The organism is Paenibacillus woosongensis, from assembly GCF_009725165.1.
GTDB classification, from domain to species: domain Bacteria; phylum Bacillota; class Bacilli; order Paenibacillales; family Paenibacillaceae; genus Fontibacillus; species Fontibacillus woosongensis.
Genome location: NZ_WNZW01000008.1, coordinates 103,579 through 122,122 on the forward strand (window position 1 = coordinate 103,579; position 18,544 = coordinate 122,122).

Annotated in this window: 14 protein-coding genes; 4 read left to right on the forward strand and 10 right to left on the reverse strand. The window is 51.2% G+C overall.

Annotated elements, in window-relative coordinates; all coding sequences use genetic code 11:
• The 3 genes from cydD to GNP95_RS17990 are packed head-to-tail and all read right to left on the reverse strand — an operon-like array spanning position 1 to position 4,155.
• Positions 1 to 1,746: a thiol reductant ABC exporter subunit CydD gene (gene cydD, locus GNP95_RS17980; protein WP_155612232.1), complete on the reverse strand. Its 1,746-nt coding sequence runs from the start codon at positions 1,744 to 1,746 to the stop codon at positions 1 to 3.
• A complete protein-coding gene (cydB, locus tag GNP95_RS17985; RefSeq protein WP_155612233.1) occupies positions 1,746 to 2,762 on the reverse strand; it encodes a cytochrome d ubiquinol oxidase subunit II in 1,017 nt (338 codons plus the stop codon). Before cydB ends, cydD begins: the two co-directional genes overlap by 1 nt.
• Positions 2,749 to 4,155: a cytochrome ubiquinol oxidase subunit I gene (locus GNP95_RS17990; protein WP_155612234.1), complete on the reverse strand. Its 1,407-nt coding sequence runs from the start codon at positions 4,153 to 4,155 to the stop codon at positions 2,749 to 2,751. The genes cydB and GNP95_RS17990 overlap by 14 nt, the downstream gene beginning before the upstream one ends.
• A 354-nt stretch (positions 4,156 to 4,509) precedes the next feature.
• Between GNP95_RS17990 and GNP95_RS17995 the strand changes: the two genes are divergently transcribed.
• Positions 4,510 to 6,774: a stalk domain-containing protein gene (locus GNP95_RS17995; RefSeq protein ID WP_155612235.1), complete on the forward strand. Its 2,265-nt coding sequence runs from the start codon at positions 4,510 to 4,512 to the stop codon at positions 6,772 to 6,774.
• Positions 6,775 to 6,926: 152 nt separating this feature from the next.
• Here GNP95_RS17995 and GNP95_RS18000 read toward each other — a convergent pair whose 3' ends face one another.
• From GNP95_RS18000 to GNP95_RS18015, 4 genes are all read right to left on the reverse strand, one after another.
• Positions 6,927 to 7,349: a nitrous oxide-stimulated promoter family protein gene (locus GNP95_RS18000; RefSeq protein WP_155612236.1), complete on the reverse strand. Its 423-nt coding sequence runs from the start codon at positions 7,347 to 7,349 to the stop codon at positions 6,927 to 6,929.
• 17 nt (positions 7,350 to 7,366) lie between these two features.
• Positions 7,367 to 9,016: a hypothetical protein gene (locus tag GNP95_RS18005; protein ID WP_155612237.1), complete on the reverse strand. Its 1,650-nt coding sequence runs from the start codon at positions 9,014 to 9,016 to the stop codon at positions 7,367 to 7,369.
• 3 nt (positions 9,017 to 9,019) lie between these two features.
• Positions 9,020 to 9,808, reverse strand: coding sequence for an ABC transporter ATP-binding protein (locus GNP95_RS18010; protein ID WP_155612238.1), 789 nt, complete (start codon positions 9,806 to 9,808; stop codon positions 9,020 to 9,022).
• 144 nt (positions 9,809 to 9,952) lie between these two features.
• On the reverse strand, positions 9,953 to 11,410 hold the full coding sequence (locus GNP95_RS18015; protein ID WP_155612239.1) for a catalase: 1,458 nt from the start codon (positions 11,408 to 11,410) through the stop codon (positions 9,953 to 9,955).
• A 257-nt stretch (positions 11,411 to 11,667) separates the two neighbouring features.
• On the opposite strand from GNP95_RS18015, the gene GNP95_RS18020 reads away from it, so the two are divergent.
• Positions 11,668 to 12,447 (forward strand): alpha/beta fold hydrolase, encoded by a 780-nt coding sequence (locus GNP95_RS18020; RefSeq protein WP_155612240.1) that lies wholly within the window; start codon positions 11,668 to 11,670, stop codon positions 12,445 to 12,447.
• A gap of 78 nt (positions 12,448 to 12,525) precedes the next feature.
• On the opposite strand, the gene GNP95_RS18025 is transcribed toward GNP95_RS18020, so the two are convergent.
• Genes GNP95_RS18025 through GNP95_RS18035 form a run of 3 tightly spaced genes read right to left on the reverse strand, consistent with a single transcriptional unit; the run spans position 12,526 to position 15,706 of the window.
• Positions 12,526 to 13,371 carry a carbohydrate ABC transporter permease gene (locus GNP95_RS18025; RefSeq protein ID WP_155612241.1) on the reverse strand — a complete coding sequence of 282 codons (846 nt, stop codon included), beginning with the start codon at positions 13,369 to 13,371 and terminating at the stop codon, positions 12,526 to 12,528.
• Between the two features lie 3 nt (positions 13,372 to 13,374).
• Positions 13,375 to 14,316, reverse strand: a complete 942-nt coding sequence (locus tag GNP95_RS18030) for a carbohydrate ABC transporter permease (protein ID WP_155612242.1) — start codon at positions 14,314 to 14,316, stop codon at positions 13,375 to 13,377.
• A gap of 43 nt (positions 14,317 to 14,359) precedes the next feature.
• Complete coding sequence (locus GNP95_RS18035) at positions 14,360 to 15,706, reverse strand: ABC transporter substrate-binding protein (protein ID WP_155612243.1); 1,347 nt, start codon at positions 15,704 to 15,706, stop codon at positions 14,360 to 14,362.
• A 234-nt stretch (positions 15,707 to 15,940) separates the two neighbouring features.
• Here GNP95_RS18035 and GNP95_RS18040 point away from each other — a divergent pair, with 234 nt between their 5' ends.
• Both GNP95_RS18040 and GNP95_RS18045 read left to right on the forward strand, forming a co-directional pair.
• Entirely contained in the window at positions 15,941 to 16,711 is a 771-nt protein-coding gene (locus GNP95_RS18040) for a response regulator transcription factor (RefSeq protein WP_230873896.1), read from the forward strand.
• Positions 16,708 to 18,468, forward strand: coding sequence for a cache domain-containing sensor histidine kinase (locus GNP95_RS18045; protein ID WP_155612244.1), 1,761 nt, complete (start codon positions 16,708 to 16,710; stop codon positions 18,466 to 18,468). Before GNP95_RS18040 ends, GNP95_RS18045 begins: the two co-directional genes overlap by 4 nt.
• The last annotated feature ends 76 nt before the right edge of the window (positions 18,469 to 18,544 follow it).

The following is an 18,544-nucleotide window of genomic DNA, read 5'->3' on the forward strand; positions in this document are numbered from 1 at the left end:
TCACAATATCCTCTCCCGGTGTAATGTTAACAAGCGATAATATGCGCCCTTTCTTGCGACCAGCTCGTCATGAGTACCCATCTCAGCAATCCGGCCCTGCTCCATAACGATAATGCAGTCCATGGCCCGCATCCAGTGCAGGCGGTGGGTCGCCAGCAGCACAAGCTTGCCTGCGAACAAAGGCAGCATCGTCGCCTTCAATTCATATTCCGTTTCAATGTCCAAATGAGCTGTCGGCTCATCCAGCAGCAGGACTGGCCGCTCGCTGAGCAAAGCGCGAGCCAGCGCTACACGCTGCTCCTGGCCGCCGCTCAAAGCGCGCCCGCCCCCGCCGATAGGCTCATCATACCCGGCAGGCAGCGAAGCCGCCAAAGCGCCGAGCCCCGCGGCGGCGGCGGCCTGCTCGATTGCAGCACGGGAAGCGACCGGCGAATAGAAGGCAATATTCTCTGCCAGCGTACCGCTGAATATATAAGGATTTTGCGGGATGTACGTAATTTGCTTTCGCCACTCCGCGCTCGCCAGATCCCCCAGCTTCACGCCGTTCAGTTCGATTTCGCCCTCCGTCGGGCGCAGGAAGCCGCCCAGCACATCGATCAGGGTCGATTTGCCGGCCCCGCTCTCGCCGATAATGCCGATTTTGCCCATACCGCCCAACTCAAGCTCGGACAGATCCAACGAGGGCAGCGAAGTTTGACCCTCCTCCTCATGCTGTACCGTCAGCGATGACAGCTTCATGACACTATCGGCATGCCACTCCAGTGACGCCCCTTCGGGCAGCTGCGCCAAGGCGGCTTTCTCCGCCTCTCCTTCGGCGATAATCGCATTCATCGCTTCGCCGGCCTCCTTGCCATCAAGAGTCGCATGATAATCCGCCCCGACCATCCGGACAGGCAGGAAGTACTCCGGGGCCAGAATGAGGATCGTCAGCCCCGTCAACAGCGTCATGTTGCCGTCGATCAAGCGCAGGCCAAGGCTGACGGCCACGGATGCGACCGACAGCATCGTGAAGAAGTCAAGGGCAAACGAGGACAGGAACGCTACGCGCAGCGTCCGCATCGTCGCAGAGCGGTAAGAATCGCTCACTTTCTCGATCGACTTGCTATGCCGCTTGCTGTGCCCGAGAAATTTCAAAGTCTCCAGCCCGCGCAGCGAATCCACGAAATGATTCGACAAGGTGCGGTACGACTTCCATTGGCGATCCATCTGCTTGCGAGCAGCCAATCCTACTAGAATCAAGAATGCGATAAGAATCGGCAAAGTGATGACCAAAATGACAGCCGCCGTAACATCCAGGGTAAATACATACAGCAGAATCAGCGCCGGTGTCATCCCAGTCGCCAGCATTCGGGGAAGGAACAGCTCCAGATAGTTGCGGAACTTCGTCACGCCATCCAGGACAAGTGTTACCAGATTGCCGGTACCCTCTCTTTTGGCAAACCGGGGGCCCAGCTCGAATAGCTTCTCCATTACCTGCTTGCGCAGCTCCTTGCCTGTCCGCTCGGCGAAGCGGTGAGCTATCCGCTGCTGCAGAAGCGAGGAAATTTGCCGGACGATAAAAGCAAGCAGGAACAAGACGGCCCCGCCGAATTGCTCCTGCAGCTTAGCGCCGGCAAACAGGGCGGAGATGACCTCCGCCAGCCATTTGGCCTGCAATATGATTGCGATGCTCTGAATGAGGGTCAGAACGCCGATCCCGGCAAGAACCGGCTTGATCCCTTTAAACTTCATTAAATCGCGTCCCATCAGTACTCTAAATGCTCCTTCTCATTAATGCGTTTATGAAAGACGAAGTAACTCCAAATTTGGTAGCCAAGTACGAATGGCAGCAAAGTCAGTGCAACGATCGTCATGATCTTTAATGAATATGGACCAGACGCCGCATTGTGAATCGTCAGCGAATAAGCTTCGCTGATCGAGCTGATCATGACGCGAGGGAACAACCCAATAAATACGGAAGAGATCGAAAGGGCGATCAACGTACCCGTCATCCCAAAAGCCCAGCCGTCTCTCTTCTTGCTGATGAACTGCCCGGCAAGCAGGAAGGCCCCCAGGCCAACCACTGCGATCAGCGTCAGCGGCAAGGCGCGAACCTCGAATACATCCGTTTGGAAGTACGTCATCACTCCAAAGATAACGAACAGCGCCGCTAGCGGAATAAGCAGCTTATGCGCCAGCTTGCGGGCACGTTCCTGCAAGCTGCCCGTCGTCCGCAAGGTCGTGAACAGCAAACCGTGCACGAGACACAGAACAACAACGGTAATCCCGCCGATAAGAGTGTACAGATTGACCATATCGAACAATCCGGCCCTCATCTCCATATCGCTGTCGATTGGCAGCCCTTTGAGCAGCCCGGAGAACACGACGCCGAGCAGAAATGGAGGCAGCAGACTTCCAAGGAAAATGGCTAGATCCCAGGTTTTCTTCCAGCGCTCGCTCTCCCCCTTGCCCCGGAATTCAAAGGCGACCCCGCGGCCGATCAAGGCGAGCAGCAATACGACAAGCGGTGTGTAATAGCCGCTGAACAGCGTGGCATACCAGTTCGGGAAGGCCGCAAACATCGCGCCTCCCGCCGTCAGCAGCCAGACTTCATTCGCATCCCAGAAAGGACCGATCGAGTTGATCAGCACCCTTCTTTCCATATCATTCTTAGCTAGAAACCGAGTACTCATCCCTACCCCGAAGTCAAAGCCCTCCAGAAAAAAGAAGCCGATAAACAGAACTGCAACGAGGATGAACCAGAGCTCATTAAGAGATAGCATGGTATCCCTCCTTACCATATGGATCTGCCGATTGCTCATCATCATTCGCATTATCGGCATAAGGACCCTTCTTAATCACTTTAACGAATAAATACACCATCACTGCGGCCAATACCGCATAAATTGCCGTAAACGCAATTAGCGAGAATAGGATCTGGCCGGAGGTCACGCTCGGCGATATGCTGTCCTCTGTCCGCATGTAGCCGAAAACCGTCCATGGCTGACGCCCGATTTCCGTCATGATCCAGCCCGAAGTATTCGCGATGAGCGGCAGCGAAATCGCCCACAGCATCATGCGGTAGTACCATTTGTTCGGACGATCCAGCTTTTTGCGCCAAGCCAGATATGTGCCGTACATTCCGAGTACAATCATCAGCGAGCCTGCGGCCACCATAATCCTGAAGCTCCAGAAGGTAGTCCGTACGGGCGGAATGTAGTCGCCGGGACCGTAAGTTTGCTCGTATTCGGCCTGCAGCTCGTTCATCCCTTTTACCTCTCCGGAGAATTCGCTGTAGGACAGGAAGCTGAGCAGATAAGGAATTTTAATCTCAAAAGAGTTCTCTCCGGTCTTCGGATCGATATGCGCATACACCGTCCATGGCGCCGGATCGCCGCTTTGGCCCCATAATCCTTCGGCTGCAGCCATTTTCATCGGCTGAGTCTTCACCAAATATTGCGCCTGCTGGTGACCGTACAATGCCGTGGCAAACGAAGTAATCAAACCGACGATGATCGCGATAGTGAACGATTTCTTAAAGAAATCCATATCCTCGCGTCTCATCAATTTATAGGCGCTGATCCCCGTAATGAGGAATGCTCCCGTCGCGAATGCGCCAAGCACCGTATGCGGGAATTCCACCCACAGCTGACCGTTGCTGATCAGCGCGAAGAAATCATTCATTTCTGCCCGGCCATTATTAATCGTAAAACCGACGGGACGCTGCATAAACGAGTTGGCCGCCAAAATCCAAAAGGCTGAGGCAATCGTACCAATGGATACGAGCCAAATGCTAAGCAAGTGTAATCGTTTGGACAGGCGGTCCCATCCGAAAATCCACAGCCCGATAAACGTCGATTCCATAAAAAAGGCGAATAGCGCTTCAACGGCCAGCGGAGCACCGAAGACGTCGCCCACAAAGCGCGAGTAGTCCGACCAGTTCATGCCGAACTGAAATTCCTGCAGAATCCCGGTTACGACCCCCACGGCGAAGTTGATGAGGAATAATTTGCCCCAGAACTTGGCCATGCGCTTGTAGATTTCTTTCCCTTTGGCCACATACATGGTTTCCATGATCGCGATGAGCAGCACCAGACCTATGGACAACGGCACAAAGAAGAAGTGAAAGATTGTTGTTGCTGCAAATTGGATACGCGCGAGCATTACCGGATCCATAAAAATACACCCTTCTTTCATCTTTGGTTTCACTATTGTGAATTCTATCACGGATTTATGAAAACAAACGGGTAAAAAGTAATCGTTTTGTGACAAGAATCACATAATACGGTGCTCAGTATGTTGACAACGCCATAAACCCGCATCACGACAGGGTTTTTTCGAGATATTTGCATTTGTGGAGATATTGTGAATGGGCCTCTTGAGCAAAACGGCAACCTGCATCTTTTGCCTTTGACCGTAACTTTTCATCCCTATGCAGCGTCTAAACATGAGGTACCGAAAGCTGGAAGTGGCTACGTACTCATTTATTCTAATCGTCAAATATTTAATAGAAGGAGTCATTATATCAAGATGAAATTGAAAAGCATTTCTCTAGCAGCTGCGCTCCTCGTCTTGCAGGCCGCACTGGCTGTACCTGCCGCTATGGCGCAGGCACCCGTTTATGGTTCAGTCGTCCAGGAGGAGAACCTGCCAAGCCATCAGGTACATACTTTAACAAATGCGGTAGCCGCTGGCTCTACAGATTCGAACGGCGTTCCGGCACAAAGTCCGGCAGACGCGACTGTACCGGGCAATACCGAAGCCGGCAATACTAACGAAGGTTCAACCGAACCGCAAGTTCCTGAAGCTCCCGCATCGGATCAGCCGGCAGGCGATTCAGCATCAGGACATTCTACGCCAGATACATCCGTGCCGGGTAGTCCATCCGACACTGCGGCTGATAACCCAGCTGCCCCGCCAAGCGGAGGTGGCCAGCTGATTCTTTATATGAACAGCACGCGCATGGAGCAGGACGGCCAGGAATATACCTCTTCCCAGCCCATGACCGTGAAGGACGGCGTATCCTATGTCAGCATTCGCTCCCTGGTCGACCGGGTCGGCTATCAAATCGCTTATGACTCGAAGACGAAGGAGACAATTATCAAATACGGAGAGGACGAACTCCGCTTCAAGACCGACAGCAAGACCTACCGCGTAAACGGCAAATCGATGACGATGAAGGGCGCCAGCTACCAGGACAATAACGTGTTCATGGTGCCGCTCACCTCCATCACCCAGGCCCTCAACATTTCTTATAAAGTAGAGGGCAAAAAAGTCATCATGCAGTTGTCCACCAAACCCGTTGCTTCCTTTACCGTGCTGAACGACAAAATTATAGCCGGTGAAACGACGGTGCTCTATCAAACGAAGTCCTCCTCCCCTAAAGGCGTGCCCATCGTCGATGAGAGATGGGAAGGACGGCAGGACATCTTTGCATCAGCAGGCACTTACACGGTTTCCTATTCCGTCCAGGATGCTAATGGAGAGTGGAGCGATCCTTATGTCCGGACGATCGTCGTCGCTAATCCGAACGTTCCTCCTGTAGCCCAGTTCAAGACGGACAAGGACCAATACAAGATGGGCGAACCGATTACGATTACCGACCTGAGCTATGACGAAGACGGCGAGATCGCCGACCGGCAATGGATGAACAACTATCCGGCCTTCTTTACGCCGGGGCCAGTTATTATCCAATTGATCGTTACGGACAACGACGGGGCATCCTCAAAAATTGAGCATACGATCAATATTACGACAGAGACGCTGTATACGAAGGATGAGTTCTCCAAGCTCTTCACCCCGATCGGCAGCAACTTTACGATCAACGGCGGAGAAGCCCTTGGCTACGAACGGCTCACCTACACTTATTCAACGGAGCCGTACACGCTATTCAAGGATAATGGCCCTGAGCCTGTGTACTCCGAAGGCGTGCTGTACCGGGATACGATTAGCGGCCTTACACGTTTCATGACGCACCATGTCAATAAAACCGAAGAGAAGGGCAAAGTCTACATTATCGCCAAAAATATCAACGAGGTACCGGCCAATCTGGAGGTCATCACCTCAGGCATGGCCGGCCCGGATATTTATGCGGAAATTACCGGGACGAAATCCGTCGCCCGATATTTTGAGAATTACAAGAATGACAGCAAGAAGCAAACGATCACGCTGGCTCCCGGCGAGAGCAAAATCATCTTCGATGACATGATTAAGCTCGCGCTGAAGCCGCAGGAGACGATCTCCTTCCTAGGCGATCTTTATAGTGATTCGCCAATTGAATACACCAGTGTCTTCGTCAAGGACGGGCAAGACCCGCTCGCGGTTGTAGACACGCTGCCGGTGCTCGACCCGATTCAATCGGTCATGCGCGGCACATTTACGGATTCCACGCGGGTATTCGAGCATTACGAAACGATCGGCGGCGGCAAGAACTACCGCCTGTCCTTGACGGATAATTCCGCCGATCCTTTCCAGATCGGGACGGACACGGTGCTGGGCGTATCCAGCGTCAATGCGGGCAACTACGGCGTTATCTATAAAATCAAGCTCCGCGTAGCTCCTCGCACGCTTATCACGTTTAATCCGCGCGGAGGATTGTACATGGGAGCTGCCCTGATCAACGGCAACCTGGTCAGCTTCTCCCATACAGGCAAAGACAATGTTTCCAGCCAGACCAGCGTGCTGCACCGTACTGGAGATTCTGAAGAAATTGTTGAAATTTGGACGACACCGTCCGCAGGAAGCAACTTGCCATTTTCCATTCTGTTCATGCCTCTTCCTGAAATTAAGCACTAATAAACTCATATCTATAAATATCAACAGCCACCCCTCGCAGCATTGCTGCATATTGGGGTGGCTGTTCCATTTTGACGAGCCAGTGCATCCGCGTCATGCCGGGAAGGCGCTGTAAGCCCCGGCCATGCGGTGCTGCGATGCATGGCAGCAGTCTAGATACTGCGGCTGGTTCTGCCGTCGAGGACATGGCGGAAAGCGAGCCAGGGATGCCTGAACAGCATTCGAGCCCCGGCATAGCGCATCACCCGCCTGATCTCCTCCTGTTCCTGCGGTGCGTAGCAGTGAACCGGGCAGCTGGCACAGGTCGCCTTCTCCTCGCCAAAGCGGCAGTAAGTCAGACGCTTTTGACTGTAATTGTACAAGGCGTAGCAATCCTCGCATAACAGGGTCCGTTTGGCAGGGTTGTTTTTGTCCGCAACCTTCATCCGTTTCTTTCCCTTGTCTATGACCGAATGGCGCTTCTCCGCTTCCAGATGCACGCCTTGGCAATATATAAGCATCATGTGGGCGACAGTCTCCTTCTCACGGCGGATTCTCGGCCCTTCCTGCCTTGCTGCTTTCGCTTCATATACCATGGTTAAATACAAGCCTCCTATTTAGCTTTCGATGATGAGAATACCCGGCTCCAGGTCACTGCATTTAGTATAAGCAAAATAACCAAATATATATAAACACCATAACTTACGGAAGCAGCTGCCAGGTGGATGCCACCGAGCACAGCGATCAGCAGCATCAGCATGAATACACGCAGGCCTTCGCTTTGCTGGGCAGCCTCGAAGGGCTGGGAGAAAGGAAGCACCTTGGATAGAAAGGCGAACGAAACGACCGAGAAGAACATAATGACCAAGCCGAACACGATCAAATCCAGAATGATGGCTGGGCCAAACAAGAAGACAAAAATGACGCTTTCCAGCATATAAACCGGAAAAACCAAACGAATCAGCGCCGCCAAAACCGTTCCTCTATGGATGGCGGATCGTTCGGCAACCGGAACGGTATGGTAAATCCAGGCCGCCTTATACTTGCCCGAATAACGCAGCATCATAATCACCGTCGGGACAAGCAGCGCGCAGGAATAAATGAACAGATGCAGCTTCGTGCCAGGGAGCCCGCGCAAGCCGATATCCTTCAACTGCGTAAATATGAATATAAAAGGGAAGATAAGCGAGAAGCCTAAAGAAGGGTACACCTTCAGCTTAAATTCACGCTCATTGCCGATCATCGTCCACGCAAAACGAAAGAAGGCTTTCTCCTGCGGGCCTACGGGAAGAAGCCTTGCGATGAATCTGCTCCACCCGGCTCCGGCCTTATCGCTGCGCTCGCCTGGATCGGCCAGCTTCTGAAGATTTCGCTCCAGCAGCGGCATCAGCTTAATATACATGGCAATGGCCAAGATCGGCACCAGCAGGCCAAGCAGCGTAAAGAAAATAAACAGCGGATCGCGATTCCCTTGCAGAAGCACCTCAAACGGAGCGCCAAACCAGATCGGCACGATAAAAATCTGCCACCATTTCGGCTGGAACACCACATCGAGATTTACGATATTAAACAGCCGGATGAGCAGCTGGTAGCCGATCGTAATCGCAATCGTAAGGCCGATTTGCACATAATTGATCATGTCCTTCAGCTTCTCGCCGTCGAAAAACCGCAGAACCACAACATATAGCATCGCGGTGAGTACGACGACAAAAAGATCCATAAGGATTAAAGCCAGCAGAAACACGATAAAGAACACCACGCCATGCTTCAACAGACCGACAATAAGCGGAATATTGCCGAGAGCGCCCGTCAGAAACACCATGTAGATGAACACATGGACGGTCTTCGCCATCGAAATCGTCTTCCTGTTGATCGGTTTCGTGCCAAGAATATTCCGGTCCCGGACATCGAGCAGCACGGAGGAGAAATCAGAAATTAGCGCCGTAAGCGTCATAAACATAAAAATGCCGAACAACAGGCTCATTTGAAAAATATAATTATCGCCAAGCAGAATGAACGGTGTGCTGAAGGCGCCGAATATGCCGTAAATCCATAAGGAGCTGAGGAAATTGTTGCTGTCCTTCGCGTCCTCCCGGTCGGGGGATTTCTTCCCTTTCCTATTGTTCATAAAGGTAGGCACTCTGCGGGCATCCATCATCAGCTTCACCTGTAAAATATGCCTCATGACGGCATAGTCCACACCGGCCTTCTCGAACAGGCCGCGAAAACGGTCCAAGACGAGCAATGATTTGTAATTTTTCATCCGCTACACCTCTTGGACAATGCTTACGAACTGTTCCGCGATCGCCCGATGCTCGTTGAATCCAGTCAGTTGGTTGAATATTTGCTCCAGCGAGCCCTCCTGGCTGCGCTCCTTCAGCTCTTCAAACGTGCCGTCGGCCACGATGCGCCCGCCGTCGAGCAGGATGATCCGGCTGCTGATCTTCTCAACAACCTCCATAATATGCGAGGAGTAGAAAATCGTCTTTCCATTAGCAGCTAGAATCGCCAGCAGCTCCTTGACCACCATCACGCTGTTTGCATCCAGGCCGCTCAGCGGCTCGTCCAGAAACAGAATATCCGGGTTGTGCAGCAGGCTGGAGGTGATGAGCACCTTCTGCTTCATCCCCTTGGAGAATGTCGCGATTCGCGTATCCAGCACATGGCCGAGGCCTAGCTGTTCCAGCAGTCTCCGCCCTTTCCTCTCCGCATCCTCCGCCGTCAGCCCGTACAGCTCCCCAATAAACGTTAAATATTCCCGGGCTGTCAGCGTGTCGTACATTTCGGCAATTTCGGGCACATAGCCGATTTTGCGCTTATATTCCACATCCCCGTCCTTCGGACTTTGGCCAAGCACGCGCACTTCCCCGTCATAGCCGTCCACCAGGCCAAGCATGATTTTCACCGTTGTGCTCTTGCCTGCCCCGTTAGGTCCAATGTATCCGATAATCTGTCCCGGATAAACCTCCAGATCAATCCCGTTAAGCACATACTTCTCCTCGAACTTCATGCGTAAATCCCGGATCGAAATTAGAGGCTGCCTTGGTTCATTCATTCCCTCAGTCCCTTCTTCAGCAATATTCCTAATTCATATTATCCAGGATATGTATAGTTTTCTCAATGATACGACTAACAAAAAGAGACTGGCCCCCGCCGCGGCATGGGATCAGTCTCAGTATATGAAGGCATGAAGACGGAATTAAGACTCTTTCGGCATAAAACCGCTAATATCTACGCCAAGCCCTTGGGCCACGCGCATGCCATACTCCGCATCTGCGCGGAAGAAGTTGCATACGGCACGAAGCTGAGTCTGCTCTGGGGTCTGGCTCAGATCGCTAACCAGATTCAGAATCAGATTGTTCTTCTCCTCCGCCGTGAAGCTGCGATACAGTTCCCCCGCTTGCGTGAAATCGTCCGTCTTGGCGATGCGCTCACGGCCTGCTTGGCCGGATACCGGCATTACGCTCTCGCGGTAAGCCGGCGCTTCCTTCGGACTATCATCGAAGCTGTTCGGCTCGTAGTTAATCGGGGAAGGATCCTGCTTCACGTTCATAAGCCCGTCTCTTTGGTGATTACGCACCGGAGCATAAGGGCAGTTGACCGGAATTTGCAGATAATTGGCCCCCAAGCGGTAACGCTGGGTATCCGGGTAGGAGAACAGTCTGCCCTGCAGCAGCTTATCCTCGGACGGCTCAATGCCCGGAACAAGTATACTCGGCGAGAATGCGGACTGCTCTACTTCGGCGAAGAAGTTATCCGGATTCCGGTTCAGCGTCATTGTACCGACCTTTACCAGCGGATAGCTGTCCTCCGGCCATACTTTCGTAGGGTCGAGCGGGTCGAAGCTCCAGCGGTCCAGATCCTCTACAGGCATTAACTGCACATGCAGTTCCCACTGCGGGAATTGGCCCCGCTGAATATGGTCGTACAGGTCGCGGGTCGCATGGTTAAAATCCCGGCCTTGCACTTCGCCGACTTCGGCTGCGGAGAAGGTAGCGACGCCCTGTTTCGACTTCCATGTATATTTTACGTAAGTCACTTTGCCTGCGGCATTTACCCATTTGAAGGCGTGTACGCCGAAGCCGTCCATTTGGCGATAGTTGGCCGGAGTCCCGTGATCAGAGAACAGCCAGGTCATCATATGCGTAGATTCCGTAGACAGCGTCATGAAATCCCAGTAACGGGCGGGATCCTGGATGTTTGTATCCGGTGCAGGCTTCAGGGAATGAACCATATCCGGGAACTTGATCGCATCGCGAATGAAGAATACCGGCAAATGGTTGCCCACGAGATCATAGTTTCCTTCCTCAGTATAGAACTTTACAGCAAACCCCCTTGGGTCGCGGGCCGTCTCCGGCGATCCCTGACCATGAATAACCGTCGAGAACCGGACGAACACCGGAGTCTGTCTACCGGCCTCCTGCAGGAAATGAGCTCGCGTATAGGGGGCCATACTGCTCTCCGTCACGAACACCCCATGCGCTCCAGCACCCCGGGCGTGAACGACGCGCTCAGGGATGCGCTCGCGGTCGAAATGCGCCAGCTTCTCAAGCAAATGATAATCTTCCAGCAATGTAGGCCCATTCTGCCCGGCCGTTCTTGAGTTCTGGTTATCTCCTACAGGAGCACCATGATTCGTTGTCATCCAATTCGTCATCTATATCACCCTTCAATTTGTTATTGTATTTAGACTTAATCTAAGTTCTGTAATAGATATTACCATGCTCTCACTCCGGTTTGCATGAAGTTTGAATGAGGGATTTATGAAGATACGATGCAAAAAGCATCCTCATCATGACATGAGACGAAGTAAGACGGGATCGGTTCTGTTACGGAAATGATGATCTATGAATAGCTAGGTGAAAATGAAGCAACATTAAGCTCGAACGATTATAAAAACGGCGGTGATTACTCATGCCCGAATCCGTGATAAATGGGTACAGGATGCATTACATTGATCGCGGCAAAGGAACAGCTATCGTTTTCATTCATCCCCCTGTGCTGACAAGCACAAATTTTCAATACCAAATCCAGCAATTGTCAGGCCAGTTTCGGACCGTCGCTTTCGATATTCGAGGCCACGGCCGCAGCGGGCCGTCTGAGGCGAGCCTCACTTATCGTTTAATAGCAGAGGATATCAAGAAGCTGATGGATGAGCTGACAATAGAGAAGGCCTGTCTGTGCGGCTACTCCACAGGCGGCTCCATTGTGCTTGAATTCCTGTTAACCTATCCTGATCGCGCATTGGGCGGCATTATCATCGGTGGTATGTCGGAGGTAAGCGACAGGAAGCTAAGGAACAGAATATTTCTCGCTTCTGTCTTCTCCCGTGTCGGTGCGGTAGGCGCCTTGGCTCTGACTATCGCTTGGAGGCAAGCGAGAATGAAGCTGTCCCTGATGCGGCGATTATATATCGATGCCAAGAAGGGGAATTCCAAAAACGCCAAACAATATTATCAATATAGCCTGGGGTATAATTGTACAGCCCAGTTAGGGCAAATCCCCCACCCTGTTTTGTTGGTTTACGGAGAGAAGGACAAGCATTTCTACCGGTACGCCCGGCTGCTTCAGCAGCAATTGCCCAACAATGAGCTCGTATTTATTCCACAAGTGAGTCATCAAATCCCAACTAAAGAAGCAGGATCATTAAACAGGCTGATTCAGCAATTCCTCGATAACTGCAGCCCATCATAAACAGAAGAACCTCGCCTTAGGCGAGGTTCTTCTGTTGGATTTATAGAATTGGGGTTCTTGAAATCCATTTGGCAGATGTTAGCCCTTTAAGCCCGTGGTCGATATACCTTCCACGAAATATTTCTGAGCGAAGAAGAACAGCAGGATGCATGGCACGATGCTTACAACGGACATCGCCAGCACCTGGTTCCAGGACACGGCCGACGAAGCGTCCAGCGACAGCCGGAGCCCCAGCGATACGGTAAACTTCTTGACGCTGCTAATGTAGATGATCGAGTTGAAGAAGTCATTCCACGTCCACATGAACTGGAATATGCCTACCGAGAAAATCGCCGGCTTGCACAGCGGCAGCAGCACCCGGCTCAGCACGGTAAACGAGTTGCAGCCGTCGATGGTGGCCGCCTCGTCCAGATCCCGGGGAAGGCCGCGCAAGAACTGAATCATCATATAGACGAAGAAAGCGCCTGTAGCGAATGCCGCTGGAATGATAAACGGCAAGTACGTATCGAGCCAGTTCATTTTGTTAAACAAGATATACCGCGGGATCATGATCGAGGCATTTGGAAGCATCAAGGTCGCAATCATAATCGAGAACAGCATTGTTTTTAGCGGAAACTCGAATCTGGCAAACCCGTAGGCAACGATCACACTGGATATAATCGTAAATATGACCGTTGGCACAACCAGAATCAAAGTGTTAATGAAGAAATCCTGAAAGCCATACTGCCCCGTTCCCTGCCAGCCCAGAGCGTAGGAATCCCATACATAGGTCGTCGGCAGCAGCTTGCTGGAGCCGAATATATCGGCGTTTGTCTTGAACGAAGAAGCAAACAGCCAAATGAGCGGGTATACCATAATGAAGCCGAGGACGATCAGAAAACTATAATTAAGCATGGTGTTTGTCTTGCTGCTGGTTTCTCTCATGATTTATCCTCTCCCGTCCTCGTAATATACCCAGCTATTGGATGTTTTGAAGATCACGGCGGTAACCGTCATGATAATGATGAACAAAATCCAGGATAAAGCCGAGGCGTACCCCATCTTGAAGAAGCTAAAGGCTTCTTCATAGAGCTTCAAAGCGTACAGGAAGGTCGATTTCATTGGCCCGCCGTTTGTAATGACGAAGGCTCCGGTAAACTCCTGAAAGGCATTGACCATCTGCATGACCAGGTTGAACAATACGATTGGCGTAAGCAGCGGCACCGTGATTTTGAAGAACATACGCGGCTTCGACGCTCCGTCGATCGCTCCCGCCTCGTACAAGTCGCCCGGTATTTGTTGAATTCCTGCCAGGAACAGCACCATTGACGAACCGAATTGCCAAACGGTCAGCAGCCCTAGCGTATAAAGAGCTATATCCGGGCTTCCGAGCCAGTCAACCGGACCGATATGGAGATAGCCCAGCATATTGTTGATGACCCCTTCTTTCATAAAGAGGAAGCGCCACAGTACGGAAATCGCTACGCTCCCGCCCAGAATCGAGGGTAAATAATAGACCGTTCTGAAGAAATTAATCCCTTTCAGCTTAGCGCTGAGCAGCATCGCAATGAATAGCGCGAAGGCCAATTTAACTGGCACCGCGAGCAGTACGTAAATTCCCGTAACCTTCAGAGACTGGTAAAAGTCAGGGTCGGCCGTAAAGATCTTTTTATAGTTATCTAAGCCGATAAATTTAGGCGTGCTGACCATGTTATAATCCGTAAACGAATAGTACAAAGATGACAGAAACGGATAAAACTGAAAGATAAGCAAACCGATAATCCATGGTGCGATGTATAACAGTCCGATGTACTGATAGTTTTTCTTGGCTTTTACCTTCTGTCGCGTTTTCTTCTGAGCCTTGGCCAATACCGAATGTGATGCAGACATAGCGGACTCTCTCCCTTCCTATCCTTTAAAGCTCTATTTTGTTTTATTGTCTGGCTTTGATCTCGTTCAGTTTGGAAGTCAGACTGGCGATGAGCTCGTCTGCGGCTTGCTCTGGCGTTGCTTTACCATAGCTGACCTTTTGAATGACGTCCTCAAGCACCTTTTGCACCTCAGAGTTGTTCGCGACGCTGTTATCTACGATGCCGGCATGGCTCAGTCCGAGCTCAACTGCATTCGTGATGGCCGCATCAATTTTGCCTGCTGCGACGGCCGCCTCTTGTGAAGACTTCACCGGCGGAACGGAACGCACGTCACCGAGAATTGCGGCAGCCTCCGGATCATTCATGAACCAGTTCAGGAATTTAACGGCCTCATCCTGATGCTTGCTCTTGTTGCTAATAGCGAACAGCTGCGAAGGTCTTACCAGTACGCCCGTATCCTTGGCATCCTTGGCGATGACCGGCAGGCCCGTTACGATTTCAACATCCTCAGGCAGCACGTTCTTCAGCGACAACAGCGTACTGCTCATCGAAGGTGCCAGCGGGATTTCCTGGTTGATCCATTTCGGATTCTGATCAATTTTGCCAAAGAACAGATCGCTTTCCCCGATCGGCTGGTACACGCCGGCCTCCATCGCTCTATGGAGCCAGTCAAAGCTGGCTACCGCGTCTTCTTTGCTGAAGCCAACCGTATAATCTTCATTGACCCATTGGCTGCCTGTACGCTGCTTCAGCATTGTGACGATATCCTGACGCAGAGCCGCATGGTCAGCCAGCAGAAGATATTTGGAGCTGTCTTCGGCATGCAGCTTCTTCCCTGCTTCATAAATAGTTTCCCAATCCCACTGCGCATCGCTCGGAATACCGAGCTTGTCCGCAAGCGTCTTGTTGATGATCATGCAGTAAGCATTGACGCCAGTCGGAACCGCCACCAGCTTGTCGCCGTATACCCCGAAATTGCTGAGGAAATTCTGGTCGAAGCCGGAAGCATCAAAATCGGAATGCTCCTTCAAATCGATAAAGAAGTCACCTTTACTTGTCAGCTCCTGCAGCCACGGAAGGTCAAGCTGTATAATGTCCGCAGACGTTCCGCCCGACAGCTGGGTTTTGATCTTCTGTTCATAACCGTCGAAGCCCTGGTACTCCGCTTCGATCGTTACGTTTGGCGCAACCTGCTTATACGCCTCGATCGCTGCCAGCGTAGCCGCATGGCGATCCTCCCCGCCCCACCAGCTAAAGCGCAAGGTGACTTTTCCATCAGCGGAGGCTTGTTTCCCCTCGGAAGTGTTCCCTTGATTTGCGGAGTCACCATTTCCCGAGGAGCATCCGCTCAGCATTGACAAGATGAGTGCAACAGCAATAAATAACGCCCCTACTTTATTTCTCTTCATCATGCATTCTCCTTTTGAGCAATTGATGTAAGCGCTTTTAATTATAGACCTCCCGCCAGGATTTTTTAAGGTAGCTGATCTTAGAAAAAGGTATCATTAAATGCGTTCTTTGCCGGCAAAGGTATCCTCTTGTTGTGAAATGTATCATTTTTACAGATCATAGACCCCGCTTGTTAAATCGCTTACATCGTAAACCTTCCAATCTGCTATAATGCAAATGGAAGCGATAACAACATGCGTGTGGGGTGGAACATGTATAATCTGTTGATTGTTGATGATGAGGCCGAGACGCGTGAAGCCTTGTCGAGCTATTTTCCATGGGGTGAGGTTGGATTCGAGGTCGTCGGCCAAGTCAATAACGGACAAGAAGCGCTGCAGTTCATCTCGGAGAATGATCACGTCGAGGTGGTCCTTACCGATATCAAAATGCCAGTCATGTCTGGCGTCGAATTGGCGGAGCAGCTGTACATCAACCATCGGCACATCAAGACTGTCTTTATCAGCGGTTACCGGGACTTTGAGTACGCTCAAAAGGCGCTGCACTACCGTGTGAAAAACTATGTGCTCAAGCCCGCCAAATACAATGTGCTTATGGAGGTATTCCTCGAAATCAAGGCGGAGCTTGAAGCTGAACAAGCAAGGCTGGAGACGCAGCCGGCCGAGGAGCAGCCTAGAAACGACGAAAGCCTGATCATTCATAAAATAAAATCCTATGTCAAAGAAAACTATAAGGACGCTTCCCTGGAAGAGGTAGCGCGGCTTGTCCATATGAACGCCAACTATCTCAGCTTCTTTTTCAAGCAAAAGACGGGACAGAACTTCTCTGATTATTTGATAAGAACCAAAATGGAGGTCGCGGTTCATTTACTGCAGGACGTCAGCTACAAGACGTATGAAATTAGCGAAATGGTCGGCTACAGCAATGCCAAAAATTTTACACGCACCTTCAAAAGCTATTATGGCAAAACGCCAAGCGAGTATAGGAATGGCCCGGTCGCACCATGAGGGAGAAGTATTTCATCAAGCATCTGGCAACCTTTCTCATACCGCTGCTTGTTCCGATCGTCATTTTCGGCGCCTTGTCGACGGTGACGTCGCAGCATGACATCAAGGCCGATATTAATCAGAACAGCAGCTTTCTGCTGCAGCAGTCGCAGACCCAGCTGGAGATGATTCTAAATGAGCTGGATACGCTGTATTTGGCGCTCTATGACAATAAAGAAATTTTTAACGAGTTGTCCGCTGTGCTGGTCAATCCGTACTATACCTACGAGAGTTCAACGTCCAACCGGATCATTTCCAGCTTCTTGAATGCTTTTACCAGCTCCAAGCCTTATATTCAATCCTTCTATCTATATGTCGATAATCCGAACCAGCGTTTCCTCTCCTCCGTCGACGGCCTGGTGACGCTGGATCATTATTACGATACGGCCTGGTATGAGCAGTTCATGGCCTACAGTGGACCGCCTACAAAGTGGACTGTGCGGAGGAATATCCGCTTCTATGATTTCGAGACGAATCCTACGGCAATCGTGACGTTCTATAACGTACTGGTGCCGCAGAAGATCGGGATTATTCTCAACATCCGCCCGAAATACATCGAGAGCATTCTCGATGACATTACAACTTATGAGGGGCAGCAGCTGCTTGTGCTCGATGAAGAGAACAACGTAATCTTCTCCAACCACCACGGGGACTTGTTTCAGGATAAGGACATCGAGTGGATCGCAGGGCAATCCTCGGCGTTCTTCGATATGAAGACCTCGCAGGGGCTGGTCAATATCACCAAAGTCGAGTCGGAGCGCTACAAGTGGAAATATGTATCGGCAATTCCCCATTCCGAGCTGTACAAGACCCCGACGCGCATTTTCAAATACACGGTGCTCTTTGTGGCGATAGCGGTGGTGTGCGGACTAATCCTTACATATTACGTCGTTAGCCGCAATTACAAGCAGCTGAGAATGATCCGGATGCTGATCAAATCGGCTGAGGACCGCCATGTGCCCTTGAAGCCGCCGGGGAAAGTCAGGGACGAGTACTCCTATATTCTGCACAATATGATTACGCATTTTATTGAGCACCGGTATATCCGAACCCAGCTTCTGGAGAAAAAATACCGGCTGCAGTTCATGGAGCTGCTCGCCCTGCAGTCGCAAATCAACCCGCATTTCCTTTATAACACCCTGCACTCCGTGTATTGGGAATCGGTCGCCTTGACGGGCAAACCTAACAAAGCAAGCGAAATGATCGAGGATCTATCCGATATCCTCTCCTACTCCTTCAGCGAACCGACAAAATCAGTCACCTGGAAGGAGGAAATCGCCAATGCCGTCAGCTATGTCAATATTCAGAAGAAGCGATATAAAGATAAGTTCGACGTCATCTTTGAGTATGAGGAGGAGATTACACAGCTGTTTACGATGAAGCTGCTCCTGCAGCCGCTTCTTGAGAACAGCATCTACCATGGCATTAAAGAGAAGGATGGTCCCGGATTGATCAAGGTGAAGCTTGTCCGTCAGGAAGAGCGGCTGCGCATCACTGTTATCGACAACGGCATTGGCATCGAACCTGAAGCGCTGGCAGAAATCCGGAGCCGGCTCGATTCGGACGAGGAGCGGACGAAGCATGTTGGCATGTTTAATACGAACAAGAGACTGAAGCTGATGTACAACCATATGTACAGCTTCCGGATTCGCAGCAAACCGGGCCTCGGCACCATGGTTGAGATGATTCTCCCTGTACAGGAAGTGCGGCATGACTGATCATGCCGCACTTTAAATTTATCCGGGGCTTCGCTTTATTTTGACTTTATTGGCACACTGTTTACGCATATTGAGG

Excerpts from the sequence above, each read along its gene's own strand:
- cydD (WP_155612232.1), bottom strand. The coding sequence starts at position 1,746 with ATGGGACGCGATTTAATGAAGTTTAAAGGGATCAAGCCGGTTCTTGCC.
- cydB (WP_155612233.1), bottom strand. The coding sequence starts at position 2,762 with ATGCTATCTCTTAATGAGCTCTGGTTCATCCTCGTTGCAGTTCTGTTT.
- GNP95_RS17990 (WP_155612234.1), bottom strand. The coding sequence starts at position 4,155 with ATGGATCCGGTAATGCTCGCGCGTATCCAATTTGCAGCAACAACAATC.
- GNP95_RS17995 (WP_155612235.1), top strand. The coding sequence starts at position 4,510 with ATGAAATTGAAAAGCATTTCTCTAGCAGCTGCGCTCCTCGTCTTGCAG.
- GNP95_RS18000 (WP_155612236.1), bottom strand. The coding sequence starts at position 7,349 with ATGGTATATGAAGCGAAAGCAGCAAGGCAGGAAGGGCCGAGAATCCGC.
- GNP95_RS18005 (WP_155612237.1), bottom strand. The coding sequence starts at position 9,016 with ATGAAAAATTACAAATCATTGCTCGTCTTGGACCGTTTTCGCGGCCTG.
- GNP95_RS18010 (WP_155612238.1), bottom strand. The coding sequence starts at position 9,808 with ATGAATGAACCAAGGCAGCCTCTAATTTCGATCCGGGATTTACGCATG.
- GNP95_RS18015 (WP_155612239.1), bottom strand. The coding sequence starts at position 11,410 with ATGACGAATTGGATGACAACGAATCATGGTGCTCCTGTAGGAGATAAC.
- GNP95_RS18020 (WP_155612240.1), top strand. The coding sequence starts at position 11,668 with ATGCCCGAATCCGTGATAAATGGGTACAGGATGCATTACATTGATCGC.
- GNP95_RS18025 (WP_155612241.1), bottom strand. The coding sequence starts at position 13,371 with ATGAGAGAAACCAGCAGCAAGACAAACACCATGCTTAATTATAGTTTT.
- GNP95_RS18030 (WP_155612242.1), bottom strand. The coding sequence starts at position 14,316 with ATGTCTGCATCACATTCGGTATTGGCCAAGGCTCAGAAGAAAACGCGA.
- GNP95_RS18035 (WP_155612243.1), bottom strand. The coding sequence starts at position 15,706 with ATGAAGAGAAATAAAGTAGGGGCGTTATTTATTGCTGTTGCACTCATC.
- GNP95_RS18040 (WP_230873896.1), top strand. The coding sequence starts at position 15,941 with ATGCGTGTGGGGTGGAACATGTATAATCTGTTGATTGTTGATGATGAG.
- GNP95_RS18045 (WP_155612244.1), top strand. The coding sequence starts at position 16,708 with ATGAGGGAGAAGTATTTCATCAAGCATCTGGCAACCTTTCTCATACCG.